Below are 24,497 nucleotides of genomic sequence, written 5' to 3'. Positions count from 1 at the left end.
GTGTTCGGGGACCCGTAGCACCGAAGTCCAGCAGTCCCGCAGTCCGACCCCGAGGAGACACCGATGGTCCAGGGTCCTCACCCGGCACCACCCGCGACGCCGCGGCCCACGGCCGCCGCGCGGCCGCCCGCCGCACCGCAGCACGGCTCGACGATCGGGCCCGAGCAGGTCACCGGCGCGCAGTCGATCGTCCGGTCGCTCGAGGAGGTCGGCGTCGAGGTCGTCTTCGGCATCCCCGGCGGCGCCATCCTGCCGACCTACGACCCGCTGATGGACTCGGCGAAGGTCCGGCACATCCTGGTGCGCCACGAGCAGGGCGGCGGCCACGCTGCCTCCGGCTACGCGCACGCCACCGGCAAGGTCGGCGTGACGATGGCGACGTCCGGCCCTGGTGCGACCAACCTGGTCACGGCGATCGCCGACGCCAACATGGACTCGATCCCGATGGTGGCGATCACGGGTCAGGTCGGCGCGGCCCTGATCGGCACCGACGCGTTCCAGGAGGCCGACATCGTCGGCATCACGCTGCCGGTGAGCAAGCACAACTACCTGGTGACCGATGCGGACGAGATCCCGCGGGTGATCGCCGAGGCGTTCCACATCGCCTCGACCGGACGGCCCGGGCCGGTGCTGGTCGACATCGCCAAGTCGGCGATGCAGGCGCGCACCACGTTCTCCTGGCCGCAGGAGATCCAGCTGCCCGGGTACCACCCGGTGACCAAGCCGCACGCCAAGCAGGTGCGCGAGGCGGCCCGCCTGCTGGCGACCGCGCGGCGGCCGGTGCTGCTGGTCGGTGGTGGCGTGATCCGCGCGGACGCCACCGCCCTGCTGCGCCGGCTGGTGGACGCCTCCGGTGCGGCGGTGACCACCACGTTGATGGCCCGCGGCGCGCTGCCCGACGACCACCCGCAGCACCTGGGCATGCCGGGCATGCACGGGACGGTGCCCGCCGTGGCGGCCCTGCAGCGCGCGGACCTGATCGTGGCGCTCGGCGCCCGGTTCGACGACCGCGTCACCGGCCTGCTGTCGAGCTTCGCGCCGAACGCCGCCGTGGTGCACGCGGACATCGACCCGGCGGAGATCGGCAAGAACGTGCGGGTCGACGTGCCGATCGTCGGCGACCTCAAGGAGGTGATCGCCGACCTGCTGCCGGAGCTGGAGCGCGAGCAGGCGCACCACGGCAAGCCGGACCTGGAGGCCTGGTGGCGGCAGCTGGACGCCTGGCGCGAGACGTTCCCGCTCGGGTACGACGAGCCGTCGGACGGCCACCTGGCGCCGCAGCACGTGATCAGCCGGATCGGGGAGATCTCCGGTCCGGAGTCGATCTTCGTGGCGGGCGTGGGCCAGCACCAGATGTGGGCCGCGCAGTTCATCAGGTACGCCCGGCCCAAGTCGTGGCTGAACTCCGGTGGTCTCGGCACCATGGGCTACGCCGTGCCGGCGGCCATGGGCGCCAAGGTCGGCCAGCCGGACCGCACGGTATGGGCGATCGACGGTGACGGCTGCTTCCAGATGACCAACCAGGAGCTGGCGACCTGCACGATCAACGACATCCCGATCAAGGTGGCGGTGATCAACAACTCCTCGCTCGGCATGGTCCGCCAGTGGCAGACCCTGTTCTACGAGTCGCGCTACTCCAACACCGACCTGCACACCGGTCACGGCACCGTGCGCATCCCCGACTTCGTCAAGATGGCCGACGCGTACGGCGCCGTCGGGCTGCGCTGCGAGACCAAGGCGGACGTGGACGCGACCATCAAGCGCGCGATGGAGATCGACGACCAGCCGGTGGTGGTCGACTTCACCGTCTCCCGTGACGCGATGGTGTGGCCGATGGTGGCCGCCGGTGTGAGCAACGACGACATCCAGTACGCCCGGCACCTGACCCCGGCGTGGGACCGGGAAGACTGAGGAGATCCGACCATGACCCGGCACACCCTCTCGGTGCTCGTCGAGAACAAGCCCGGCGTGCTCACGCGCGTCGCCGGCCTGTTCGCGCGGCGCTCGTTCAACATCCACTCCCTCGCGGTGGGCCCCACCGAGCACGAGGAGATCAGCCGCATCACCGTCGTCGTCGACGTCGACGCGAACCCGCTCGAGCAGGTGACCAAGCAGCTGAACAAGCTGGTCAACGTCATCAAGATCGTCGAGCTCGAGGACGACGCCTCCGTGCGCCGTGAGCTGCTGCTGGTCAAGGTGAAGGCCGACCAGTCCCAGCGCACCGGCGTGCTGGAGGTGGTGGACCTGTTCCGCGCCCACGTCGTCGACGTCGGCACGGAGTCCGTGGTGGTCGAGGCGATCGGCAGCCCCACCAAGCTGACCGCGCTGCTGGCGGCCCTGGAGCCGTTCGGCATCCGTGAGATCGTCCAGTCGGGCACCGTCGCCATCGGCCGCGGCCCGCGCTCCATCACCGACCGAGCCCTCGAGCGGGTGAGCCGGTCGGCCTGACCGGCCGATCTCCCGCCGTCTTCCCCCCGCACTCTGCACAACCGACAACCGAGGAGAGTTCCACCGTGGCTGAGCTGTTCTACGACGACGACGCCGACCTGGCCGTCATCCAGTCCAAGAAGGTCGCCGTCATCGGCTACGGCAGCCAGGGGCACGCGCACGCGCTGAACATGCGCGACTCCGGCGTCGACGTCCGCATCGGCCTGCGTGCCGGCTCGGCGTCCCGGGCCAAGGCCGAGCAGCAGGGCCTGCGGGTCCTCGAGGTGGCCGACGCGGTCAAGGAGGCCGACGTCGTCGTGATCCTGGCGCCGGACCAGGCGCAGCGGAAGCTGTACGCCGAGGAGATCGAGCCGAACCTTAACCCGGGCACCGCGCTCGTGTTCGGGCACGGCTTCAACATCCGCTTCGGCTACATCACGCCCAAGGCCGACGCCGACGTGTTCATGGTCGCCCCGAAGGGCCCGGGGCACCTCGTTCGCCGTGAGTACGTCGCGGGCCGCGGCGTGCCGGTCGCAATCGCCGTGGAGAAGGACGCGTCCGGCCAGGCGTGGCCGCTCGCGCTGTCCTACGCCAAGGCGATCGGCGGCCTGAAGGCGGCGGGGATCAAGACGACGTTCACCGAGGAGACCGAGACCGACCTGTTCGGTGAGCAGGCCGTCCTCTGCGGCGGTGTCTCGCAGCTGATCCAGTACGGCTTCGAGACGCTGACCGAGGCCGGCTACCAGCCGGAGATCGCCTACTTCGAGGTGCTGCACGAGCTGAAGCTGATCGTCGACCTCATCTACGAGGGCGGCATCACCAAGCAGCGCTGGTCGGTCTCGGACACCGCCGAGTACGGCGACTACGTCTCCGGCCCGCGGGTGATCGACCCGCACGTGAAGGAGAACATGAAGGCGGTGCTCGGCGACATCCAGTCGGGCGCCTTCGCCGAGCGGTTCATCGCCGACCAGGACGCCGGTGCACCGGAGTTCAAGGCGCTGCGCGAGAAGGGCCAGAACCACCCGATCGAGCCGGTCGGCCGCGAGCTGCGCAAGCTGTTCGCGTGGGTCAAGCCGTCGGACGCCGACTACACGGAGGGAAGCGCGGCGCGCTGACCGAAGGTGCGGGTCGCCCGTAGGGCGGCACGCGTCGCAGGGCAGGGCAGAGCGCTTCCCGACCACAGGTGGAGCGGGTTCGGCGGCGCGCTGACCGCAGTCGTGCAGGTGGGGGTCGTCCTTCGGGCGGCCCCCACCTCGCACGTCCGGCCCCGGCCCGCCACGATGTCCCCATGACGGACGAGACCGACGAGACGGACGAGCAGCTGGTGCCGGCAGCGGGTGGGTCGGCGGTTCCTGGGGACGTGGACGGTGACGGCTTGTCGGACGTGCCTGCCGTGGGGGGTGACCTCGAGGAGGAGGACGCCCTGGTGGCGTTCTGGCAGGCGGCTCAGGCGCACCTCGGCCTGGGCCGGATGGACGTGGTGATGGGCCCGGGCGACCGGGACCTCGTCGCTCCGCCGGTGTGGTCGTTCGGGGACAGCCCGCAGCTCGCGGACGAGCTGCTCGAGCTCGTGCTGGCCGGCCGGAAGACGGCGACGGCCGGCGCCCTCGGCGACTACGAAGCGGCGGGGGAGGCGCTCCCGCAGGTCGGCGACGTGTCGATCGTGACCGACGGGTCGGGGGCGCCCCGAGTCGTGCTGCGCGCCACGCAGGTGGACGTGGTGCCGTTCGACGAGGTGGGGGCGGAGCATGCCGCCCTCGAGGGAGAGGGGGACCGGTCGCTGGAGCAGTGGCGACGCGACCACGAGGCGGTGTGGCGACGTAGGCTGCCCGCCGAGCCGTTCGACCCGCGGATGCCGATGGTGCTCGAGCGGTTCGAGGTGGTGTACCCGACGCTGGGTCCCACGCCCGCGGAGTAGGGGGGCGCGACCACTAGGTGAGACCACCATCCCGAAGGATGGGACGGCCCGCTAGCGTTGCCCCCATGTCCGACGCCGCCCCGCAGGTGCCCGCCCTCGCCGACCCGACCGTGATCGACCTGGCCGTCGTGCCGGGGGACGGCATCGGCATCGAGGTGGTGGAGCAGGGCCTCCTCGCCCTCGAGGCGGCGCTCGCGGGTGGTGGCCCGGCGCTGCGCACCACACAGTTCGACCTCGGTGCGCGCCGCTGGCACGCGACGGGAGAGACCCTGACGGACGACGACCTCGCCGCGATCCGCACCCACGACGCGATCCTCCTCGGCGCCGTCGGCGACCCGACGGTGCCGTCCGGCGTGCTCGAGCGCGGCCTGCTGCTGCGGCTCCGGTTCGCGCTGGACCACTACGTCAACCTCCGCCCCGGCCGCCTCTACCCGGGCGTGCGGTCCCCGCTGGCCGACCCGGGCGAGGTCGACTTCGTCGTGGTCCGTGAGGGCACCGAGGGCCCCTACGTCGGCAACGGTGGTGCGCTGCGCGCCGGCACGCCGCACGAGGTCGCCACCGAGGTGAGCCTGAACACCGCCTTCGGCGTCGAGCGGGTGGTCCGCTACGCGTTCGAGGTCGCCTCGCGCCGGCCCCGCAAGAAGCTGACGCTGGTGCACAAGCACAACGTGCTGGTCCACGCGGGTCACCTGTGGCGCCGCACGGTCGACGCGGTGAACGCCGAGTTCCCCGACGTGACGGTCGACTACTCGCACGTCGACGCCGCCACGATCTACCTGGTCACCGACCCGTCGCGGTTCGACGTCGTGGTGACCGACAACCTGTTCGGCGACATCCTCACGGACCTCGCCGCCGCGATCACGGGCGGCATCGGCCTCGCCGCCTCGGGGAACGTCAACCCGGACCGCACGTCGCCGAGCATGTTCGAGCCGGTCCACGGCTCGGCGCCCGACATCGCCGGTCAGGGCAAGGCGGACCCGACCGCCACCGTCCTGTCGGTCGCGATGCTGCTCGACCACCTCGGCCTGCCGGACGCCGCTGCGCGCGTCGAGCGTGCCGTCGCGGCCGACCTGGCGGACCGCGGCGGGGCCGCGCGAGTACGGTCGACGGCCGAGGTGGGCCAGGACCTCGTCTCCCGCATCGTCGGCTGACCTGCGGGTCGCGTCGCGACCCGTCCTGCCGCTCGGCCGTCGTCACCGGTACCGTCGTCCCGACCCTGGTGAAAGGCCCCGATATGAGCACGGACATGAGCACCACCACGCCGGACCTGTTCGAGATCCGTCCCAGCGCGCATCGGGTGACCGATGCCGACCGTGAGGCCGCGCTGGCGTCGCCCCGGTTCGGCACGGTGTTCACCGACCACATGGCGCGGATCAGCTGGTCAACGGCCGACGGCTGGCACGACCGCCGCGTCGAGCCGTACGGGCCGCTGCAGCTGGACCCGGCCACGGCGGTGCTGCACTACGCCCAGGAGATCTTCGAGGGCCTGAAGGCGTACCGGCACGCCGACGGCTCCGTGTGGACGTTCCGTCCGCAGGTGAACGCCGCCCGGTTCGCGCGCTCGGCACGCCGGCTGGCCCTGCCGGAGCTGTCGACCGAGGACTTCCTCGGCGCCATCGGGGCGCTCGTCGGCGTCGACCGGGCCTGGGTGCCGGCCGGCGAGGAGATGAGCCTGTACCTGCGGCCCTTCATGTACGCCTCGGAGTCCTTCCTCGGCGTGCGGCCCGCCGGCGCCGTGGAGTTCCTGGTCATCGCCTCGCCCGTCGGCCCGTACTTCGCCGGCGGTGTCAAGCCGGTGTCGATCTGGGTGGACCGCCAGTACCACCGCGCGGGCCCCGGCGGCACGGGAGCCGCCAAGTGCGGCGGCAACTACGCCGCCAGCCTGCTGCCCCAGCAGGAGGCCTACGCCAAGGGCTTCGAGCAGGTGTGCTTCCTCGACGCGACCACCGGCACGCAGCTCGAGGAGCTCGGCGGGATGAACGTGATGGTGGTGCACGCCGACGGGCACGTCAGCACACCGCCGCTGTCCGGCTCGATCCTCGAGGGAGTCACCCGGTCCTCGATCATCCAGCTGCTCGCCGATGCGGGGCACCCGGTCAGCGAGGAGCCCGTGCTGCTGACCGACCTCCAGGCCGGCCTGACCGACGGGTCCGTGACCGAGGTGTTCGCGTGCGGCACCGCCGCCGTGATGACGCCGATCGGCCGGCTCGCCTCCGACGACTTCGACCTGACCGTCGGCACCGGCGAGGCCGGTCCCGTCACCACCCTGGTCCGGCAGCAGCTGACCGACATCCAGTACGGCCGCGCCGAGGACCGGTACGGCTGGCTGCACCGGATCGCCTGACCGCACGGGGCGCCGACCGGCGTCCTGTCACGCCCGTCCCTCGTCGCTCACCCGCTGGTCCCACCGGCCGTGGACGGCGCTGCACGTCAGCCGCAGCGTCGTCCACAGGCCGGACGGGGTGTCCACGAGACGTGACCTGTGCCACCATGGCGGCGTGACCCGGTTCCACCTCATCATTGGATAGCGCGTCGGCACCCACCCCCGCCGACGCGCAGACCTCCCGACCTTCGGGGGGTCTTTTTGTTGTCACCGACGGTTCCCGGGCACCACCCCCGCCCGGTACGTCGTCCCCGGCAGCACCCCCGCCGGTCCCGCACCGCACGAGCAGGAGAGCCCCGTGAGCACTGGCTTCCAGGTGTACGACACGACGTTGCGCGACGGCGCCCAGCAGGAGGGCATCGCCCTGTCGGTCGCCGACAAGCTGGCCATCGTCCCGCTGCTCGACGAGCTCGGCGTCGGCTACATCGAGGGCGGCTGGCCGGGCGCGGTGCCCAAGGACACCGAGTTCTTCAAGCGTGCGGCCAAGGAGCTGGACCTGCGGCACGCGGTGCTCGCGGCGTTCGGCGCGACGCGCCGGGCCGACGCCCGTGCCGTCGACGACCCGCAGGTCCGGGCGCTGGTGGACGCCGAGACGCCGGTGGTGACGGTGGTCGCCAAGAGCGACGTCCGGCACGTGGAGCGGGCGCTGCGGACGACGCCCGACGAGGGTCTGGCGATGATCGCCGACACCGTACGGTTCCTGGTCCGTGAGGGGCGGCGGGTGGTGGTCGACGCCGAGCACCTGTTCGACGGCTACCGCTACGACCCCGGGTACTCGCGCTCGGCGGTGCTGACGGCCTTCGAGGCGGGCGCCGAGGTGGTGACGCTGTGCGACACGAACGGCGGCATGCTGCCGGCCTGGGTGACGCGCATCGTCACCGAGCTGCGCGAGGCGGTCGGCCCCGCCGGCATCCTGGGCATGCACGCGCACAACGACTCCGGCTGCGCCGTGGCCAACACGTTGGCCGCCGTCGAAGCGGGGTGCGAGCACGTGCAGGGCACCGTCAACGGCTACGGCGAGCGCACCGGCAACGCCGACCTGCTCACGGTGGTGGCCGACCTCGAGCTCAAGCTCGGACGGACCGTCCTGACGCCGGTCGACGGCGGTGGGCTGCGCGAGCTGACCCGGATCGCCCACGCGATCAGCGAGATCACCAACATCTCCCCGTTCGCCCGGTCGCCCTACGTCGGTGCGAGCGCCTTCGCGCACAAGGCGGGTCTGCACGCCTCCGCGATCCGGGTGGACCCCGACCTCTACCAGCACGCCGACCCGGCGGCGGTGGGCAACGACATGCGCATGCTGGTCTCCGACATGGCCGGGCGGGCGTCGATCGAGCTCAAGGGCCGCGAGCTCGGTTTCGACCTCTCGAACCGCCCGGAGGTGCTCTCGGCGGTGACCAACCGGGTCAAGGACGCCGAGGCGAACGGGTACACGTACGAGGCGGCCGACGCGTCGTTCGAGCTGCTGCTGCTGGAGGAGGCGGGTGCCGGCAAGCCCGCCTACTTCACGGTCGAGTCCTGGCGCACGATCATCGAGCGCCGGGGCGGGCGGGGCACCCCGGCGACGGCCGAGGCCACGGTCAAGCTGCACGCCGGCGGCGAGCGGCTCGTCAGCACGGGGGAGGGGAACGGTCCCGTCGACGCCCTGAACCACGCGCTCCGGCACGCCCTGCTCGGTGTCTACCCCGAGCTCGAGCCGTTCGTGCTGATCGACTTCAAGGTCCGGATCCTCGACTCGCAGCTCGGCACCGACGCCGTCACGCGGGTGCTGATCGAGACCACGGACGGCAGCTCGTCCTGGAGCACCGTCGGGGTGGGTCCCAACCTGATCGAGGCGTCGTGGGAGGCGCTGACCGACTCGGTGATCTGGGGCCTGTACAAGGCGGGCGTCCCCGCCCGCTGAGCGAGGGTCGACCGTCGCCTGACCGGCCTCGTCGCGTGCCTAGAGTGGCGGGGTGCACGGTGCGTACAAGGTTCCCGGGGGCAAGCTCGTCGTCGTCGACCTGGACGTGGTCGACGGCCGCCTGACCGACGTCGAGCTCAGCGGGGACTTCTTCGTCGAACCCGACGAGGTGCTCGACGTGCTCCGCGACGCGCTCGAGGCGATGCCGGCCGAGAGCGCGGTGACGCGCCTGACGCACGCCATGGACGAGGCGCTGGACGACGCACGCCTGCCGTCCGCCCCCGCGATGATCGGGTTCACCACCCGGGACGTCGCGGTGGCGGTGCGCCGGGCCCTCGGCCTGTCGACGACCTGGCAGGAGCACACGTTCGAGCTGCTGGACCCGGGCCCGCTGCCGCCTGCGATGCACACGGCCCTCGACCAGGTGCTCACCGAGGAGCTCGCCGCCGGACGCCGTGGACCGACCCTGCGGTTCTGGGAGTGGCAGACGCCGGCGGTGATCATCGGCTCGTTCCAGTCCGTGCGCAACGAGGTGGACGCCGAGGCGGCGGAACGGTACGGCGTGCAGGTGATCCGGCGGATCAGCGGCGGCGGCGCGATGTTCATGGAGGCGGGCAACTGCATCACGTTCTCCCTCGTGGTGCCCGAGTCCCTGGTGGACGGCCTCTCGTTCGAGGAGTCGTACGCCTTCCTCAACCAGTGGGTGCTGGGGGCCCTCGCGGACGTGGGGGTCGAGGCAGGGCTGTCCGGCCTCAACGACATCTCCTCACCCGCCGGCAAGATCGCCGGCTCTGCGCAGAAGCGGATGGTCGGCGGGGCGGTGCTGCACCACGTGACGATGGCCTACGACATCGACGCGGAGAAGATGAACGAGGTGCTGCGGATCGGCCGCGAGAAGCTCTCGGACAAGGGCACGGTCAGCGCCGTCAAGCGGGTCGACCCGGTGCGGTCCCAGACCCGTCTCCCGCGCGAGGCGGTGATCACGGCGTTCACCGAGCACTTCCGCTCGCGGTACCCCACCGTCGACGGCGAGCTCCGGCCGGACGAGCTGCACCGGGCCGCCCAGCTGCAGCACGAGAAGTTCGAGAACCCGCTCTGGACGCGTCGTCTCCCGTGAGGCACCGGGCGCACCGTGCGGGGAGCCGTCGGCTCGGCTGACCGTCCCGCCTTCAGCTGCCGCCCGGAGCGCCCCGCCGCGTCCCCAGCGGTTGGAGCGAGTCGAGGACCGCGGGACCGTGCGCACCGAAGAACTCGGCGTCCGCGGCCTCCACGACGCGGACGGCCCGCTGCGCGAGCTCGGCACCGGCGGCCGTGACCTGCACGCGTCGGACCCGCGTGTCCGCCGGGTCCACCGTGCGCACCAGCAGCTCCTTGGCCTCCAGCCTGCGCAGCACCTCGGACGTCATCTTCGGGTCGGTCCCCGCCTGCCGGCCGACGTCCAGCTGGCTGGGCAGCGTCGTCGACCTGCCCAGCCACCACGTGCACGCGAGGAGCACGAACTGGACGTGGGTCAGGTCGAGCGGGCGCAGCGCCTCGGCGACGTCGCGCTGCCACGCCAACGTCACCTGCCAGAGGGCGAAGCCCGGGCTGTCGGCGCCGGGGTCGGCGAAGCGGCTGGCCGCGCTGCTGTCAGGCACGGCGAGCCGCGTCGACCAGGGCGTCGAGCTGCTCCGGGAAGTCGGCGCTGATCTGCGGCCCCACCACCGGTCCGGCCTCGTCCGACCCGGGCCCCGTGATGGTCAGGGCGTGCGTGATGCGGGTGGCGCCCTCGAGCGGCTGGAAACGGTGCCGGAAGGTGAGGACCAGGTCCCCGTAACTGGTCTCGTCGGCGTAGGCGGCGCCCGGCTCGAGCTCGGTGACGACGGACGTCATCGTGTCCTGACCAGCCGGTGTGACCGCGATCCGCGTGCCGACCGCCAGGTCACCCTCCGGTCGGAACACGTCGCCGCCGGGCAGCCGGAGCCGCCCGGAGTGGATGTCGACGAACGTCTGCCAGATCCGGTCGACCGGGACGTCCGTCTCCGTCGTGCACTCGTGCGTCCACATGATGCCTCCATAGGTGCAGAGATTATCCGTGCACCCACTATCGGAGAAAGCGGTGCGGGGTGTCAACACCGCGGCTCAGGCCTGCGGCGGACGGCGGGCGCCGAACACGGCCGTGCCCACCCGGACGACCGTCGCGCCCTCGGCGATCGCCGCCTCCAGGTCGCCGCTCATGCCCATGGAGAGCTGCACGGCCCCGGACGCCCCGGGGGAGTGCGACCCGACCAGCTCGTCGCGCAGCCGGGCCAGCATCGCGTACCCCGCCCGGACCTCGGCCTCGTCGGAGGAGTTCGCCCCGACGGTCTGCAGGCCGGTGAGCCGCAACCCCGGCAGGGCGGCGACCGCGAGCGCGACGTCGACGGCCGCGGCCGGCTCCACGCCGTGCTTGCTGGGCTCGCCCGACACGTTGACCTGAACCATCACGTCGAGCGGTCGTTCCCGGTCGGCGCAGCGGCCGGACAGCCGCTGCGCGAGGTCCACCGACTCGACCGAGTCCACCGAGTCCGCGACCCGCAGCGCGGCGTTCACCTTGTTCGTCTGCAGGGGCCCGATCAGGTGGTACGCGACGTCGAGGTCGGTCAGGGCGGGCGCCTTGGCGACCAGCTCCTGGACGCGGTTCTCACCGAGCAGCAGGGGGCTGCTCCCCGCCGCACGGTCGGCGAGGACGGCCGCACGGACCGCGTCCACCGGTTGCGTCTTGGTGGCCAGGAGCAGCACGACGTCGTCCGGACGACGACCGGCGGCCTCCGCAGCCGCCGCGATCCGCTCCCGGACCCTCAGCAGGCGTGCGCGCAGGTCGTCGTCCACGATCACGCACGCTACCCAGACCGGCGGCGCCACGTCCCGACGGTCCGCAGGTCAGCCGGCGGCGATCGGGGCGACGCGAGCGTCGGTCAGCCGCACCAGGTCGTCCGGCGCCAGGCCGACGTCGAGACCGCGCCGACCGCCGGACACGTACACCTGGTCGTAGAGCCACACCGTCTCGTCGAGCACCGTCGGGTGGGGCGTCTTCTGGCCGAGCGGGGAGATGCCTCCCGCCACGTACCCGGTGGCGCGCTCGGCGTCGGCCCGGTCGGCCATCGCCGCGCGCTTGCCACCCACCGCGTGCGCCAGCGCCTTGAGGTCGAGCATGCCGGTGACAGGCACCACGGCCACCGTGAGCGTGCCGTCCACCTCCGCCATCAGGGTCTTGAACACCTGGCCGGGGTCGAGACCCAGCACGGTCGCCGCCTCGAGGCCGTAGCCCAGGTCGGTGCGGGGGTCGTGGTCGTAGGAGTGCACGGTGTGCGGGGTCCCCGTCTCGGTGAGCAGCAGCAGGGCCGGGGTGCCGGTACCGCCGCTCTTCGCGCGTGCCACGGTCAGCCAGGGTAGAGCGGCGTCACAGGGCCCCGACGGCCTCGACCACCAGGCGTACCTCGCCGGCCTCGTCGCTCGCCGCGAGGTCGACGAGGGCGTCGATGCGCCAGTCGTGATCGCCCGCCGGGTCGTCGATCAGCTGCCGCACGCGCCAGGTCGTGGCGCCCGGGGTGACCTGGAACAGGGCCGGCCCCCGGGCCGCGGCACCGGTGAGCATCTCGTCGTGGTCCTGCCAGTAGGGCTCGAGCGCGTCCGCCCAGCGGTCGACGTCCCAGGGGCGGCCCTCCTCGTCCACGTCGCCGAGCGCGGCCAGGCCGTGGACGTCGTCCCGGGCGGCCAGCTCGACGCGACGGAACAGCGCGCCGCGGACCAGGGCGCGGAACACGCGGGGGTTGCCGGTGATCGGCGGGGGCGCCTCGTCGGCCGTCGTCGGCACCGGCTCGTCTGCCTCGTCCGGGTGCGCCAGCCGCTCCCACTCGTCCAGCAGGCTGGAGTCGGTGCGGCGGACCAGGTCGCCGAGCCACTCGACGATCTCCTCGAGCTCCTCGGTGCGGCGCTCCTCCGGGACGGTCTGGCGCAGGGCGCGGTACGCGTCGGCGAGGTAGCGGAGCAGCACGCCCTCGGTGCGGTCGAGCTTGTAGAACGACACGTACTCGGCGAAGGTCATCGCGCGCTCGTGCAGGTCGCGGACCACGGACTTCGGTGCGGGGGACAGGTCGGCCACCCACGGGTTGGTCTGCCGATAGGTGGCGAAGGCCGCCGTCAGCAGCTCCGCCAGCGGCCGGGGGTAGGTGACGTCCTCGAGCAGCGCCATCCGCTCGTCGTACTCGAGGCCGTCCGCCTTCATCGCCGCGACCGCCTCCCCGCGCGCCTTGTTCTCCTGGGCGGCGAGCACCTGGCGGGGGTCGTCCAAGGTGGACTCGATCACGGACACGACGTCGTGGGCGTAGCCCGGGTCGTCGCGGTCGAGCAGGTCGAGGGCGGCGTAGGCGAAGGGGGACAGCGCCTGGTTCAGGGCGAAGCCGTGCGGCAGGTCGTGGGTGAGGCGAACGGCACGGCGACGACCCTTGGGTGCCGACGGGTCGTCGACCCACTCGCGCTGCAGCACGCCGGCCGCGCGCAGCGACCGGTACACCTCGACGGCGCGGCGGACGTGGCGACCGCGGGCCCCCACGGGCTCGTGGTTGTCCGCCAGGAGGTGGGTCATCGCCGCCACGGGGTCGCCGGGGCGGCCGAGCACGTTGAGCACCATCGCGTGCGTCACCGCGAAGGACGAGGTCAGCGGCTCGGGCGGTGCGTCCCGCAGCCGTTCGAAGGTCTTGTCCGTCCAGTTCACGTGGCCGGGCGGCGCCTGCTTGCGGACGATCTTGCGTACCTTGCGCGGATCGTCACCGGCCTTCGCCAGCGCCTTGCGGTTCTCGATCACGTGCTCGGGCGCCATCACGACGACCTCGCCGACGGTGTCGAACCCCGCCCGGCCGGCGCGTCCGGCGATCTGGTGGAACTCCCGTGCCGACAGGTGCCGCATCCGCACGCCGTCGTACTTCACCAGCGACGTCAGCACCACCGTGCGGATCGGCACGTTGATGCCCACGCCGAGCGTGTCCGTGCCGCAGACCACCGGCAGCAGCCCCTGCTGGGTCAGCCGCTCGACGACGCGCCGGTACTTGGGCAGCATGCCGGCGTGGTGCACGCCGACGCCGTGCCGCAACAGGCGGGACAGCGTCCGACCGAAGCCGGGTCCGAAGCGGAAGCTGCCCAGCTCGTCGGCGATGCGGTCGCGCTGCTCCCGGGAAGCGAGGGGAGTGGACAGCAGCGCCTGAGCGCGCTCGACGGCCTCCTTCTGCGTGAAGTGCACGACGTAGACCGGGGCGCGGTGGGTGTGCACCAGCTCGTCCAGCAGCTCGTGCAGCGGCTCGACGGCGTAGGAGTACGTGAGGGGGACCGGGCGCTCGACGCTGGTGACCACGGCCACCGACCGGCCGGTGCGACGGGTCAGGTCCTCGGCGAAGAAGGACACGTCGCCGAGCGTCGCCGACATCAGCACGTGCTGCGCCTTCGTCAGCTCGAGCAGCGGCACCTGCCACGCCCAGCCGCGCTGCGGGTCCGCGTAGAAGTGGAACTCGTCCATCACCACCTGGGCCACGTCGGCGTCCGGACCGTCGCGCAGCGCGAGATTGGCCAGGATCTCCGCCGTGCAGCACAGGATCGGTGCTGTCGGGTTCACTGCCGAGTCGCCGGTCATCATCCCGACGTTGGCGGAGCCGAACATGTGCACCAGCGCGAAGAACTTCTCGCTGACCAGCGCCTTGAGCGGCGCGGTGTAGACGCTGCGGCGGCCGGCCGCGAACGCGACGAAGTGCGCGGCGGCGGCGATGAGCGACTTGCCCGACCCGGTGGGCGTGGAGACGATCACGTGCTCGCCGCTGACCAGGGCGAGCAGCGCCTCCTCCTGGTGCGGGTACAGGGCCAGGCCCTGGTCCGCAGCCCAGCCGCTGAACGCCGCGTAGAGGGCGTCCGGGTCATGGGGATCCGCGGGCACCCGGTCGACGAGGCGCTGACCCGGTGCTGCGACGGTCACCCCTCCAGTCTCCCACGAGAGCCCTGATCCCAGATCGTGGTACGTACTGTTCCGTCTCTTGAAACGAGGGGGCCGCCGACGCCTACGATGACGTGTGTCCACCTCCACGCACCCGGACGTGTACGTCCACGGCCACCAGGAGAGCGTCCTGCGGTCGCACCGCTGGCGCACGGCCGAGAACTCCGCGGGCTACCTCCTGCCGTCGCTCGAGCCGGGCATGAGCCTGCTCGACGTCGGGTGCGGGCCCGGCACCATCACGCTCGACCTCGCCGACCGGCTGGCGCCGGGCGCGGTGGTCGGCGTCGACTCCTCGGCCGCCGTCGTGGACATCGCCCGCGAGACGGCGCGTGAGCGGGGCACCACCAACGTCGAGTTCCGCAGCGCCGACGCCTACGAGCTGCCGTTCGAGGACGGCTCGTTCGACGTGGTGCACGCCCACCAGCTGCTGCAGCACCTCACCGACCCGGTCGCCGCCCTCCGCGAGATGCGGCGGGTGGCGCGTCCGGGCGGCCTGGTCGCCGTGCGGGACTCCGACTACGCGGGCATGACGTGGTTCCCGCCGTCGCCCGGGCTCGACGAGTGGCAGGCGCTCTACCACGAGGTCACCTCGGCGCTCGGCGCGGAGGCGGACGCCGGGCGGCACCTGCTCGCCTGGGTGCGCGAGGCCGGGTTCGACCCCGACGGCATCGCGCCCGGTGCCGGAGTCTGGTCGTACGCGACGCCGCACGACCGGCGCTGGTGGGCCGGCCTGTGGGCGGAGCGGTGCGTGACGTCGAACTTCGCCGCGCAGGCGGTGCAGCACGGGCTCGCGGACGAGGTAGGGCTGGAGCTGCTGGCCGACGCATGGCGGGACTGGGGCGAGCAGGAGGACGGCTGGTTCGCGGTGCTGCACGGCGAGGTGCTCGCCCGGGCCTGAGCGGCGCAGGTGCCGTCGGCCCGGGCTCGTCGGCCTGGTTAGGGTTGCCCCGTGCGCATCGCCAGGTTCACCACCGGCGGGGATCCCCGCTTCGCCCTCGTCGAAGGGGCTCCCGGTGACGAGGAGCTCGTCGTCATCGCCGGCGACCCGATCTTCACCCCGGTCCAGGCCACCGGTGAGCGCATCCCGCTCGCCGACGAGGGGGTGCGCCTGCTCGCACCGGTGATCCCGCGGTCCAAGATCGTCGGCGTCGGCCGCAACTACGCCGAGCACGCCGCCGAGCACGGGGTGGAGGTGCCGACCTCGCCGCTGCTGTTCCTCAAGCCGAACACCTCGGTGATCGGCCCGGACGACCCGATCGTGCTGCCCGACTGGTCGCAGCAGGTCGAGCACGAGGCCGAGCTCGCCGTGGTGATCGGCAAGGTCACCAAGGACGTCAGCCCCGAGCGCGCCCTCGAGAAGGTGTTCGGCTTCACGGTCGCCAACGACGTGACGGCGCGCGACATCCAGCGCACCGACTCGCAGTGGGCCCGGGCCAAGGGGTTCGACTCGTCCTGCCCGCTGGGGCCGTGGATCGTGCCCGGGCTCGACGTGAACGACCTGGCCGTCAGCGCCCGCGTCAACGGTGAGACCCGCCAGTCGGGCCGGACGTCGCAGATGGTGTTCGACGTCGCGTACCTGGTCAGCTACGTCTCCGAGGTGTTCACGCTGCTCCCGGGCGACGTGATCCTCACCGGCACCCCGGCGGGGGTGGGACCGCTGAACCACCGCGACGTGGTCGAGGTCGAGATCGAGGAGATCGGCGTGCTGCGCAACCCGGTGCTGCGCCGGTGAGCGAGCGAACCGTCGGCGAGCCGCCCGCCGGCGCGGCGGCCGCGCCGACCACCGTCGAGATGTGGACCGACGGCGCCTGCAAGGGCAACCCGGGACGCGGTGGCTGGGGCGTGCTGATGCGCTACGGCGACCATGAGCGCGAGCTGTTCGGCGGTGAGGTGCTCACCACCAACAACCGCATGGAGCTCACCGCGGTGATCGAGGGGCTCCGCGTGCTGACGCGGCCCTGCACCGTGACGCTGCACGTGGACTCGCAGTACGTGATGAACGGCGTGACCAGGTGGATCGCCGGCTGGAAGCGCAACGGCTGGAAGACCGGTGCCAAGCAGCCGGTGAAGAACCAGGACCTGTGGCAGGAGCTGGACGCCGAGCTCGCTCGGCACCAGGTCAGCTGGACGTGGGTGCACGGTCACCGCGGAGACCCCGGCAACGAGCGGGCGGACCAGCTGGCGAACAAGGGCGTCCCGTCGGCCTGACCGGCGTCAGGGCGTGCGCGGGCGCCTCGATAGGCTTGTCCGGTGACCCCCACGAGCCCGATCCGAGTCCGTTTCTGCCCGTCACCGACCGGAACCCCGCACGTGGGCCTGATCCGCACGGCGCTGTTCAACTGGGCGTACGCGCGGCACGTCGGCGGCACGTTCGTCTTCCGCATCGAGGACACGGACCCGGCGCGCGACTCGGAGGAGAGCTACCAGCAGCTGCTCGAGGCGCTGCGCTGGCTGGGCCTGGACTGGGACGAGGGCGTCGAGGTCGGTGGCCCCTTCGAGCCCTACCGGCAGTCGCAGCGGATGGACGTCTACGCGGACGTCGCCCGGCGGCTGCTCGAGGGCGGGTACGCCTACGAGTCGTTCTCGACGCCGGAGGAGATCGAGGCGCGGCACCGGGCGGCGGGGCGCGACCCCAAGCTCGGGTACGACGGGTTCGACCGGGCCCTGTCGGAGGAGCAGAAGGCCGCGTACCGCGCCGAGGGTCGTGAGCCGGTGCTGCGCCTGCGGATGCCGGACGAGGACGTGACGTTCGCCGACCTGATCCGCGGCGAGGTGACGTTCCGGGCAGGTTCGGTGCCCGACTACGTGATCGTCCGGGCGAACGGCTTCCCGCTGTACCCGCTGGTCAACCCGGTGGACGACGCGCTGATGGGCATCACCCACGTGCTCCGCGGGGAGGACCTGCTGGCCTCCACCCCCCGGCAGGTGGTCCTCTACCGGGCGCTGCTCGACCTCGGCATCGCGACGGTGATGCCGCAGTTCGGCCACCTGCCGTACGTGATGGGCGAGGGCAACCGCAAGCTGTCGAAGCGTGACCCCGAGTCGAACCTCTTCCTGCACCGGGAGCGCGGGTTCACCCCCGAGGGCCTCCTCAACTACCTGGCGCTGCTCGGCTGGTCCATCTCTCCGGACCACGACGTGTTCAGCGTGCCGGAGATGGTCGAGGCCTTCGACATCGCGAACGTCAACCCGAACCCCGCTCGGTTCGACCTGAAGAAGGCCGAGGCGATCAACGCCTCGCACGTGCGCCTGCTGGAGCCCGAGGACTTCCGCGACCGGCTGGTGCCGTACCTGCACGCCGCCGGGCTGGTGGCGGGGGCGAGCTTCGCCGAGCTGCCCGCGGACCAGCAGGGCGTGCTGACCGCCGCGGCGCCGCTGGTGCAGACCCGCATGACGCTCCTCGGCGAGGCCGTCGGCATGCTGGGCTTCCTCTTCGTCGCGGACGACGCGGTGGTGGTGGAGGACGACGCTCGCGGTGGGCTCAAGGACGACGCGGCGACGATCCTGGACGCCGCGACCGCGGCGCTGCAGCAGCTGGGGGCCGACGGGTTCACGACGGCCGCCACGCAGGATGCGCTGCAGGCGGCGCTGATCGACGGTCTCGGGCTCAAGCCCCGGCTGGCCTACACGCCGCTGCGGGTCGCGCTGACCGGTCGGCGGGTGTCGCCGCCGCTGTTCGAGTCGATGGAGATCCTCGGCCGCGACGCCACGCTGGCGCGTCTGGCCGCGCTGCGGGCGGCGCTGTGACGGCTGTCGCGCCGCGCGCGGGCGCACGGCTGGACGGCGTGCTGTTCGACATCGACGACACCCTGGTGGACACCCGCGGCGCGTTCCGCGCCGCGTTCCAGGTGATCGCCCACCGCTACCTGCCCGACCTGCCGCCCGAACGGCTGCCGGAGGTGCTGGCGACCTGGCGGGCCGACGCCAGCGGTCACTACCGGGCGTACACCCGCGGGGAGACCGGTCACCGCGAGCAGCGCATGGCGCGGGCGAACGAGCTGCACGCGCTGTTCGGCGGCCCGGAGCTGGACGACGCCGCCTTCGAGGCCTGGGACCAGGTGTTCGAGGGCGGCTTCACCGCGGCCTGGGCCGCCCACCCGGAGGCGTCCACGGTGATCGACCACCTGCTGGCGGCGGGACTGCAGGTCGGCGCCCTGTCGAACGCGCACGTCGCCTACCAGACCGACAAGCTGGCGCGGACGGGCTTCCTCGACCGGGTCCCGATGCTGGTGGGGATCGACACGCTCGGCGTCGGGAAGCCGGACCCGTCGGTGTTCCTCGAGGCCTGCAGGCTGCTCGGCACCGAGCCCGCACGCACCGCCTACGTGGGCGACGAGCTCGACGTCGACGCGGTGGCGGCTGCCGAGGCGGGCCTGCTCGGCGTCTGGGTGGACCGCCCGGGTGGGCGGCGCGTCCCGGTGTCCGAGCAGCAGATCGTCGACGCGGACGTGCTGGTGATCCACAGCCTTGCGGAGCTGCCCGAGGCGCTCGGCGTCTGAGCGGACCGGTCAGCGGCGGGGCAACGGCGGGGCCGCCGCCGGTCAGCGACCGGGCAGCGGGTCCAGCAGCTCGAGCACCTCGTCGTGCAGGCGTCCGTTGGTCACCAGCGCGGAGCCGCCGAGCGGACCCGGCACGCCCCGCACGGAGGTGAACCGGCCGCCCGCCTCGGTGACGATCGGCACCAGGGCCGCCATGTCGTGCAGCGCGAGCTCCGGCTCCGCCGAGACGTCCACGGCGCCCTCCGCGACGAGCACGTGCGACCAGAAGTCGCCGTAGGCACGGGTGCGCCACACCTTCCGGGTCAGGTCGAGGAACGCCGGCAGCCGGCCGTGCTCCTCCCAGCCCGAGAGGCTGGAGTAGGAGAGCGAGGCGTCGGAGAGCCGGTCGACGGCGGAGACGTGGATCTGCCGCGCGGCGGCGAGCGACCGTCCAGTCCAGGCTCCCGAGCCGGTGGCCGCCCACCAGCGCCGGTTCAGGGCGGGGGCGCTGACCACGCCCAGCACCACGTCGTCGCCCTCCATCAGCGCGAGCAGCGTCGCCCACACCGGGACACCCCGCACGAAGTTCTTGGTGCCGTCGATCGGGTCCACCACCCAGCGCCGCGGCCCGTGGCCGGTGTCCGCCAGCTCCTCGCCGTGCACGGCGTCCCGGGGCCGCGTCCGCGACAGCTGGGAGCGGACCAGCTCCTCCGCCGAGCGGTCCGCGTCCGTGACCGGCGTCAGGTCGGGCTTCGTCTCGACGTGCAGGTCCTGGGCGCGGAACCGCTCCATGGTCAGCGCGTCCACCTGGTCGGCGATCACGTGGGCCAGTCGCAGGTCGTCGTCGTACCCGGGGCGCGAGCCCATCGTGGAGTCCCTCCGGTCGGCGGCGCCGGTCGGCCGCGTCGCCGTCACGCTAGCGCGCCGGGTGGCAGGCCCAGGGCGCCGGTCCGGCGCGGCGCGTCAGCGTTCGGTGCGGTCGTCCGGTTCGGCGGTGCCCGTGCGCGCCGCGAGCAGGCGGCGGAACGAGTCGAGCCGCGCTGCGCGAGCCGCACGTGCGACGTCGTCCGGCGCGGCGGACACCCAGTCGTCCAGCGCGCAGTCCGGGGCGTCGCCGGCGTGCGTGCACCCGCGCGGGCACGCCTCGGCGACCTCGGCCAGGTCGGCGAACGCCGCGAGCAGGTGGGCCGGTTCCACGTGGGCGAGGCCGAACGAGCGCACCCCGGGCGTGTCGACCACCCACGTGACGGGCCCGTCGCCCGGGACCCGCAGCGCGATCGCCGAGGAGGAGGTGTGCCGGCCGCGTCCCGTGGTGTCGTTCACCGCGCCCGTCGCGCGGTACGCCCCGGGCACCAGGGCGTTCACCAGCGTGGACTTGCCCACGCCCGAGTGGCCGACGAGCACCGACACCTTGCCCGCGAGCACCGCGCGGACGTCCTCGAGGCCGGACACCAGCCGGTCGCCGTCCATGCCGGTCACCAGCACCCGGACGCCCACGGGCGTGTACATCGCGCTGAGGGGAGCCGGGTCGGCCAGGTCGGCCTTCGTCAGCATCAGCACCGCCGACATGCCGGCGTCGTACGCCGCCACCACGCACCGGTCGATCATCCGCGGGCGGGGTTCGGGGTCGGCGAGCGCCGTGACGATCACCAGCTGGTCCGCGTTCGCGACGATGACCCGCTCGACGGGGTCGGTGTCGTCCGCCGTCCGGCGCAGCACCGTCCGGCGCTCCCCGATGCGCACGATGCGGGCCAGCGTGCCCGCGTCGCCGGACGTGTCGCCGACGACGTCGACCAGGTCGCCCGGCACCACGCGCTCGCGGCCGAGCTCGCGTGCCTTCATCGCCACCACGTGCTGCTCGTCAGGACCACCCAGGTCGACCAGCACCGCGTACCGGCCGCGGTCCACGCCGGTGACCATGCCGACCCGTGCGTCGGCGTGCTCGGGCCGCTGCTTGGTCCGCGGCCGAGAGCCGCGGCCGGGGCGTACCCGGACGTCCGACTCGTCGTACCGCCGCGCCGCCATCAGGCAGGCGTCCCGTTCCCGGCCAGCATCGCGGTCCACATCCCGACGAAGTCGGGGATCGTCTTGGCGGTGGTCGCGACGTCGTCCACGTCGACCCCCGGGACTGCCAGCCCGATCAGCGCACCCGCGGTCGCCATCCGGTGGTCGGCGTAGCTGTGCCAGGCCCCGCCCGTCAGCGGGCGCGGGGTGATGACCAGTCCGTCCGACGTCTGCTCGGCCCGTCCGCCGAGGCCCGTGATCTCGGCGGCCAGCGCTGCCAGGCGGTCGGTCTCGTGACCGCGCATGTGCCCGATCCCGCGCAGCCGCGTGGGGGAGTCGGCGAGGACCGCCAGCGCGGCCACCGTCGTGGCGAGCTCGGACGCCGCACGCAGGTCGAGGTCGACCCCGTGCACGGCACCCGTGCCGCCGACCGTCAGCACGTCGCCCACGAGCGTCGCGGTGCCGCCCATGCTCGTCAGGATGTCCGGCAGCAGGGCTCCGGGCTGGGTGGTGGTCGCCGGCCAGCCGGGCACGGACACCGTCCCGCCGGTCACCAGCGCGGCGGCCAGGAACGGTGCGGCGTTCGACAGGTCCGGCTCGACCCGGACGTCCCGACCCTCGATCGTTCCCGGCAGCACCTGCCAGATCGCCGGCCGGGAGTCGTCGACGCGCACGCCCGCGGCGCGCAGCACCTCGACCGTCATCTCGATGTGCGGCAGGGACGGCAGCGTCGGTCCGGTGTGCCGGACCGTCAGCCCGTCCCGGTAGCGCGCGCCGGCCAGCAGCAGCCCGGAGACGAACTGGCTGGAGCCGCTGGCGTCGACGTCCACCTGACCGCCGTCCACCGCTCCGTGGCCCCGCACCGTGAACGGGAGCCGGCCGGGCTCGCCCTGCTGCTCGACGTGCACGCCGAGCGCCCGCAGGGCGTCCAGCACGGGACCCATCGGCCGCACGCGCGCCTGCGCGTCACCGTCGAAGTGCACGGCTCCGTCGGCCAGCGCGGCAACGGGCGGCAGGAACCGCATCACCGTGCCGGCCAGCCCGCACTCCACCGTCACACCCCCCAGGACGGGCCCGGGGTCCACCAGCCAGTCGCCGTCCTCCTCGACCACCCGGCTGCCCAGGGCACCGAGCGCCGCCGCCATCAGGCGGGTGTCGCGGGACTGCAGCACACCGTGCAGGCGGCTCGGCCCGGAGGCGAGCGCCGCGAGGACCAGGTACCGGTTGGACAAGGACTTCGAGCCGGGCACCTCGACGACCGCGTCGAGCGGACCGACGGCGGAGGGTGCTGGCCAGGGTGCTGGCCGAGGCGCTGGCCGGAGGGCGTCGGTCATGGCTGCAGGGTACCGGCGGGGTCGTCCACCTCAGCGGCCGGTCCGCGCCGCCCGTCAGTCGTCGGCCGTCGCCTCGCGCACCGCGTCCTTGACTGCTGCGCGGGTGTCCCAGGCGTTCTGCCAGCGCCACGCCAGCCCCGGTCGGCCTTCGTGGTCCGCCGCCGCCAGCAGCGCACCGCCGGTGGCGGACACCGCGGACCAGAACCGGCGTCGCCGCACGGCACGCGCGCTCGGCTGGTCGAGGGTCGCGACCGTCACGCCGCGGCCCGCCGGCGCGTTGACCAGGGCGACCGGTGCCGCGAGCGCGGCCAGCGCCAGCGCGGAGGTCCGCGGGGCACGTCCGGTGGCCAGCATCCCGCCGGCGACCAGCATCGCGGCTCCGTGCAGCCGCACCGCGGTGGTCAGCTGCCGGTCGCTGAGCTCACGGCCGAGCGCCTGGTCGAGCACGGCCTGCACGTCCACGCCGTAGCGGTCGTCGAGCACGCGCTCGGCGCCGCTCAGGTGCGCGTACCGCGCCAGGCGTGCTCGCAGCGCCGTGACACCCTCGCGCGCCGCGGCCGCGTGGGAGGAGGGATGCCGCACGGCGTCGAGGCCCTCGACCAGGAACCACGAGGCGAACATCGGACGGGCGACGCGGCGCAGCAGCACGGCAGACCTCCTCGGGACCGCGCACCGACGCCGGTGCGTACGCCCACGCTAGCGCCGGGGGAATGACCCCGCCGGGCGCCGGTGTTGCAGCAACCATGACCTGTGTGCTCGACCGCCCCCGTGCGGCAGACCGCTCCACGGACGAGGTGCTCGGCATCCCACCGGTCGCGACGACGGCCGTGTGGGCCCCGTACTCGGCGGACGTCCAGGTGCGACGGCTAGGCTCGGCGCCGATGAGCGACGACACCACGCGGGCCCCCCAGGGCGAGGGCGACTCCGCGCGCGCCGAGCGGTTCGAGGCCGAGGCTCTGGTCTACCTCGACCAGATGTACGGCGCTGCCCTGCGGATGACGCGCAACCCTGCGGACGCCGAGGACCTGGTGCAGGAGACGTTCGCCAAGGCGTTCGCCGCGTTCCACCAGTACCGTCCCGGGACCAACCTCAAGGCGTGGCTGTACCGCATCCTCACCAACACCTACATCAACTCGTACCGCAAGAAGCAGCGGGAGCCGCAGCAGTCCCACGCCGAGGAGGTCGAGGACTGGCAGCTGGCGCGCGCGGAGTCGCACACGTCGACCGGGCTGCGCTCGGCCGAGGCCGAGGCCCTCGACCACCTGCCCGACTCGGACGTGAAGGACGCCCTCCAGCGCCTGCCCGAGGACTTCCGGATGGCCGTGTACTACGCGGACGTCGAGGGCTTCGCGTACAAGGAGATCGCCGAGATCATGGGCACTCCCATCGGAACAGTGATGTCCCGGCTGCACCGTGGCCGGGCACAGCTGCGGGAGCTGCTGCACGACTACGCCCGCGACCGCGGGCTGGTGCCGAGCGGCCCCGCCGCACCGGAGGCATGACGATGACGCACCTGCAGCCGGACGACGAGGCCCGGCCCGAGCTCGGTCAGCACACGCACGCCGAGGACGACCCCTGCGCGGCGGCCGTCGAGCGCCTCTGGTCGTACGTCGACCACGAGCTCGACGTCAGCGAGGCCGACGAGCTGCGCGAGCACCTCGCCGAGTGCACGCCGTGCCTCGAGGAGTACGGGATCGACGTGGTGCTCAAGACGGTCGTGCGTCGCGGCTGCCAGGAGTCGGCGCCGGAGACGCTGCGCGTCCGGATCCACCAGACGCTGCTGCGCGGCGGGGCCGAGCCGCAGGCCTGACGGCACCGCCTGACGCTCCAGCGCCGCAGCGCTGCCGCGCCCCTGGTCCGCGGACGGTCAGCGGGAGCACAGACGACGAAGGCCCCGACCGGACGGTCGGGGCCTCGCGTGCATCACGGCTCAGGCGTTGGGGCGCTTGCCGTGGTTGGCGGCGCTGCCGGCGCGGGACTTGCGCTTGCGACCACGCTTGCTCATCGGGTTCTCTCCTCGGCTGGGGGTACGGCTGCGGCGCACGGCGGTGC

At 72.9% G+C, this 24,497-nt stretch carries 25 protein-coding genes; 15 read left to right on the top strand and 10 right to left on the bottom strand.

The features are described from left to right. The first annotated feature begins 63 nt into the window (after positions 1 to 63). The 8 genes from ACFQTY_RS17245 (at position 64) to ACFQTY_RS17210 (ending at position 9,748) form a co-directional block, all read left to right on the top strand. Positions 64 to 1,911: an acetolactate synthase large subunit gene (locus ACFQTY_RS17245; RefSeq protein WP_378103027.1), complete on the top strand. Its 1,848-nt coding sequence runs from the start codon at positions 64 to 66 to the stop codon at positions 1,909 to 1,911. A 12-nt stretch (positions 1,912 to 1,923) separates the two neighbouring features. Then, entirely contained in the window at positions 1,924 to 2,448 is a 525-nt protein-coding gene (ilvN, locus tag ACFQTY_RS17240; protein WP_378103025.1) for an acetolactate synthase small subunit, read from the top strand. Between the two features lie 65 nt (positions 2,449 to 2,513). Further along, positions 2,514 to 3,542, top strand: coding sequence for a ketol-acid reductoisomerase (gene ilvC / locus ACFQTY_RS17235; protein WP_291761619.1), 1,029 nt, complete (start codon positions 2,514 to 2,516; stop codon positions 3,540 to 3,542). 173 nt (positions 3,543 to 3,715) lie between these two features. Beyond that, the gene (locus ACFQTY_RS17230) at positions 3,716 to 4,345 is read left to right on the top strand and encodes an ASCH domain-containing protein (RefSeq protein WP_378103022.1); all 630 of its coding nucleotides are present in this window, start codon (positions 3,716 to 3,718) and stop codon (positions 4,343 to 4,345) included. A gap of 65 nt (positions 4,346 to 4,410) precedes the next feature. Continuing rightward, positions 4,411 to 5,496, top strand: coding sequence for a 3-isopropylmalate dehydrogenase (locus tag ACFQTY_RS17225; RefSeq protein WP_378103020.1), 1,086 nt, complete (start codon positions 4,411 to 4,413; stop codon positions 5,494 to 5,496). Positions 5,497 to 5,591: 95 nt separating this feature from the next. Beyond that, positions 5,592 to 6,689, top strand: a complete 1,098-nt coding sequence (locus tag ACFQTY_RS17220) for a branched-chain amino acid aminotransferase (protein WP_378103018.1) — start codon at positions 5,592 to 5,594, stop codon at positions 6,687 to 6,689. A gap of 337 nt (positions 6,690 to 7,026) precedes the next feature. Then, positions 7,027 to 8,631, top strand: a complete 1,605-nt coding sequence (gene cimA / locus ACFQTY_RS17215; RefSeq protein WP_378103015.1) for a citramalate synthase — start codon at positions 7,027 to 7,029, stop codon at positions 8,629 to 8,631. A gap of 52 nt (positions 8,632 to 8,683) precedes the next feature. Next, on the top strand, positions 8,684 to 9,748 hold the full coding sequence (locus ACFQTY_RS17210; RefSeq protein ID WP_378103013.1) for a biotin/lipoate A/B protein ligase family protein: 1,065 nt from the start codon (positions 8,684 to 8,686) through the stop codon (positions 9,746 to 9,748). Between the two features lie 52 nt (positions 9,749 to 9,800). Here the strand turns inward: ACFQTY_RS17210 and ACFQTY_RS17205 are convergent, their stop codons facing one another. The 5 genes from ACFQTY_RS17205 to ACFQTY_RS17185 form a co-directional block, all read right to left on the bottom strand. Further along, a complete protein-coding gene (locus ACFQTY_RS17205; protein ID WP_378103011.1) occupies positions 9,801 to 10,268 on the bottom strand; it encodes a MarR family winged helix-turn-helix transcriptional regulator in 468 nt (155 codons plus the stop codon). Beyond that, a complete protein-coding gene (locus ACFQTY_RS17200) occupies positions 10,261 to 10,677 on the bottom strand; it encodes a hypothetical protein (protein ID WP_378103008.1) in 417 nt (138 codons plus the stop codon). Before ACFQTY_RS17200 ends, ACFQTY_RS17205 begins: the two co-directional genes overlap by 8 nt. 75 nt (positions 10,678 to 10,752) lie before the next feature. Then, positions 10,753 to 11,481: a YggS family pyridoxal phosphate-dependent enzyme gene (locus ACFQTY_RS17195; RefSeq protein WP_378103005.1), complete on the bottom strand. Its 729-nt coding sequence runs from the start codon at positions 11,479 to 11,481 to the stop codon at positions 10,753 to 10,755. Between the two features lie 51 nt (positions 11,482 to 11,532). Continuing rightward, the gene (ybaK, locus tag ACFQTY_RS17190; RefSeq protein WP_378103002.1) at positions 11,533 to 12,030 is read right to left on the bottom strand and encodes a Cys-tRNA(Pro) deacylase; all 498 of its coding nucleotides are present in this window, start codon (positions 12,028 to 12,030) and stop codon (positions 11,533 to 11,535) included. Between the two features lie 22 nt (positions 12,031 to 12,052). After that, the gene (locus tag ACFQTY_RS17185) at positions 12,053 to 14,611 is read right to left on the bottom strand and encodes a DEAD/DEAH box helicase (protein WP_378102999.1); all 2,559 of its coding nucleotides are present in this window, start codon (positions 14,609 to 14,611) and stop codon (positions 12,053 to 12,055) included. Between the two features lie 94 nt (positions 14,612 to 14,705). Between ACFQTY_RS17185 and ACFQTY_RS17180 the strand changes: the two genes are divergently transcribed. Genes ACFQTY_RS17180 through ACFQTY_RS17160 form a run of 5 tightly spaced genes read left to right on the top strand, consistent with a single transcriptional unit; the run spans position 14,706 to position 19,128 of the window. Beyond that, on the top strand, positions 14,706 to 15,527 hold the full coding sequence (locus ACFQTY_RS17180; RefSeq protein WP_378102996.1) for a methyltransferase domain-containing protein: 822 nt from the start codon (positions 14,706 to 14,708) through the stop codon (positions 15,525 to 15,527). A gap of 51 nt (positions 15,528 to 15,578) precedes the next feature. Then, positions 15,579 to 16,361 carry a fumarylacetoacetate hydrolase family protein gene (locus tag ACFQTY_RS17175; RefSeq protein WP_378102993.1) on the top strand — a complete coding sequence of 261 codons (783 nt, stop codon included), beginning with the start codon at positions 15,579 to 15,581 and terminating at the stop codon, positions 16,359 to 16,361. Between the two features lie 59 nt (positions 16,362 to 16,420). Then, a complete protein-coding gene (rnhA, locus tag ACFQTY_RS17170; protein WP_378103089.1) occupies positions 16,421 to 16,837 on the top strand; it encodes a ribonuclease HI in 417 nt (138 codons plus the stop codon). Between the two features lie 42 nt (positions 16,838 to 16,879). After that, entirely contained in the window at positions 16,880 to 18,376 is a 1,497-nt protein-coding gene (gene gltX, locus ACFQTY_RS17165) for a glutamate--tRNA ligase (RefSeq protein ID WP_378102990.1), read from the top strand. Beyond that, positions 18,373 to 19,128 (top strand): HAD family hydrolase, encoded by a 756-nt coding sequence (locus ACFQTY_RS17160; RefSeq protein WP_378102987.1) that lies wholly within the window; start codon positions 18,373 to 18,375, stop codon positions 19,126 to 19,128. The genes gltX and ACFQTY_RS17160 overlap by 4 nt, the downstream gene beginning before the upstream one ends. 42 nt (positions 19,129 to 19,170) lie before the next feature. Here ACFQTY_RS17160 and hisN read toward each other — a convergent pair whose 3' ends face one another. From hisN to ACFQTY_RS17140, 4 genes are all read right to left on the bottom strand, one after another. Continuing rightward, positions 19,171 to 19,974: a histidinol-phosphatase gene (gene hisN / locus ACFQTY_RS17155; protein ID WP_378102984.1), complete on the bottom strand. Its 804-nt coding sequence runs from the start codon at positions 19,972 to 19,974 to the stop codon at positions 19,171 to 19,173. Between the two features lie 96 nt (positions 19,975 to 20,070). After that, positions 20,071 to 21,132, bottom strand: a complete 1,062-nt coding sequence (gene rsgA, locus ACFQTY_RS17150; RefSeq protein WP_378102980.1) for a ribosome small subunit-dependent GTPase A — start codon at positions 21,130 to 21,132, stop codon at positions 20,071 to 20,073. After that, entirely contained in the window at positions 21,132 to 22,445 is a 1,314-nt protein-coding gene (aroA, locus tag ACFQTY_RS17145) for a 3-phosphoshikimate 1-carboxyvinyltransferase (protein ID WP_378102978.1), read from the bottom strand. The genes rsgA and aroA overlap by 1 nt, the downstream gene beginning before the upstream one ends. A gap of 54 nt (positions 22,446 to 22,499) precedes the next feature. Further along, positions 22,500 to 23,093 carry a DoxX family protein gene (locus tag ACFQTY_RS17140; RefSeq protein ID WP_378102975.1) on the bottom strand — a complete coding sequence of 198 codons (594 nt, stop codon included), beginning with the start codon at positions 23,091 to 23,093 and terminating at the stop codon, positions 22,500 to 22,502. Between the two features lie 95 nt (positions 23,094 to 23,188). On the opposite strand from ACFQTY_RS17140, the gene ACFQTY_RS17135 reads away from it, so the two are divergent. Both ACFQTY_RS17135 and rsrA read left to right on the top strand, forming a co-directional pair. Then, positions 23,189 to 23,947 (top strand): sigma-70 family RNA polymerase sigma factor, encoded by a 759-nt coding sequence (locus ACFQTY_RS17135; RefSeq protein WP_378102972.1) that lies wholly within the window; start codon positions 23,189 to 23,191, stop codon positions 23,945 to 23,947. 2 nt (positions 23,948 to 23,949) lie between these two features. Continuing rightward, positions 23,950 to 24,255: a mycothiol system anti-sigma-R factor gene (rsrA, locus tag ACFQTY_RS17130; protein WP_378102969.1), complete on the top strand. Its 306-nt coding sequence runs from the start codon at positions 23,950 to 23,952 to the stop codon at positions 24,253 to 24,255. A 120-nt stretch (positions 24,256 to 24,375) separates the two neighbouring features. Here the strand turns inward: rsrA and ACFQTY_RS17125 are convergent, their stop codons facing one another. Then, complete coding sequence (locus ACFQTY_RS17125) at positions 24,376 to 24,450, bottom strand: 50S ribosomal protein bL37 (protein ID WP_378103088.1); 75 nt, start codon at positions 24,448 to 24,450, stop codon at positions 24,376 to 24,378. Positions 24,451 to 24,497: the final 47 nt, after the last annotated feature.

The organism is Cellulomonas sp. T2.31MG-18, assembly GCF_964266755.1.
Classification (GTDB): domain Bacteria; phylum Actinomycetota; class Actinomycetes; order Actinomycetales; family Cellulomonadaceae; genus Cellulomonas.
Note: the sequence above shows the minus strand (reverse complement) of the source record. Positions and strands in the feature narration are given on the sequence as shown.

Bases quoted from the DNA above. Each gene is read 5' to 3' on its own strand.
- rsrA (WP_378102969.1), top strand. From the start codon at position 23,950: ATGACGCACCTGCAGCCGGACGACGAGGCCCGGCCCGAGCTCGGTCAG.
- ACFQTY_RS17135 (WP_378102972.1), top strand. From the start codon at position 23,189: ATGACCTGTGTGCTCGACCGCCCCCGTGCGGCAGACCGCTCCACGGAC.
- ACFQTY_RS17230 (WP_378103022.1), top strand. From the start codon at position 3,716: ATGACGGACGAGACCGACGAGACGGACGAGCAGCTGGTGCCGGCAGCG.
- ACFQTY_RS17200 (WP_378103008.1), bottom strand. From the start codon at position 10,677: ATGTGGACGCACGAGTGCACGACGGAGACGGACGTCCCGGTCGACCGG.
- ACFQTY_RS17225 (WP_378103020.1), top strand. From the start codon at position 4,411: ATGTCCGACGCCGCCCCGCAGGTGCCCGCCCTCGCCGACCCGACCGTG.
- aroA (WP_378102978.1), bottom strand. From the start codon at position 22,445: ATGACCGACGCCCTCCGGCCAGCGCCTCGGCCAGCACCCTGGCCAGCA.
- hisN (WP_378102984.1), bottom strand. From the start codon at position 19,974: ATGGGCTCGCGCCCCGGGTACGACGACGACCTGCGACTGGCCCACGTG.
- ACFQTY_RS17220 (WP_378103018.1), top strand. From the start codon at position 5,592: ATGAGCACCACCACGCCGGACCTGTTCGAGATCCGTCCCAGCGCGCAT.
- ACFQTY_RS17245 (WP_378103027.1), top strand. From the start codon at position 64: ATGGTCCAGGGTCCTCACCCGGCACCACCCGCGACGCCGCGGCCCACG.
- ilvN (WP_378103025.1), top strand. From the start codon at position 1,924: ATGACCCGGCACACCCTCTCGGTGCTCGTCGAGAACAAGCCCGGCGTG.
- rnhA (WP_378103089.1), top strand. From the start codon at position 16,421: ATGTGGACCGACGGCGCCTGCAAGGGCAACCCGGGACGCGGTGGCTGG.
- rsgA (WP_378102980.1), bottom strand. From the start codon at position 21,132: ATGGCGGCGCGGCGGTACGACGAGTCGGACGTCCGGGTACGCCCCGGC.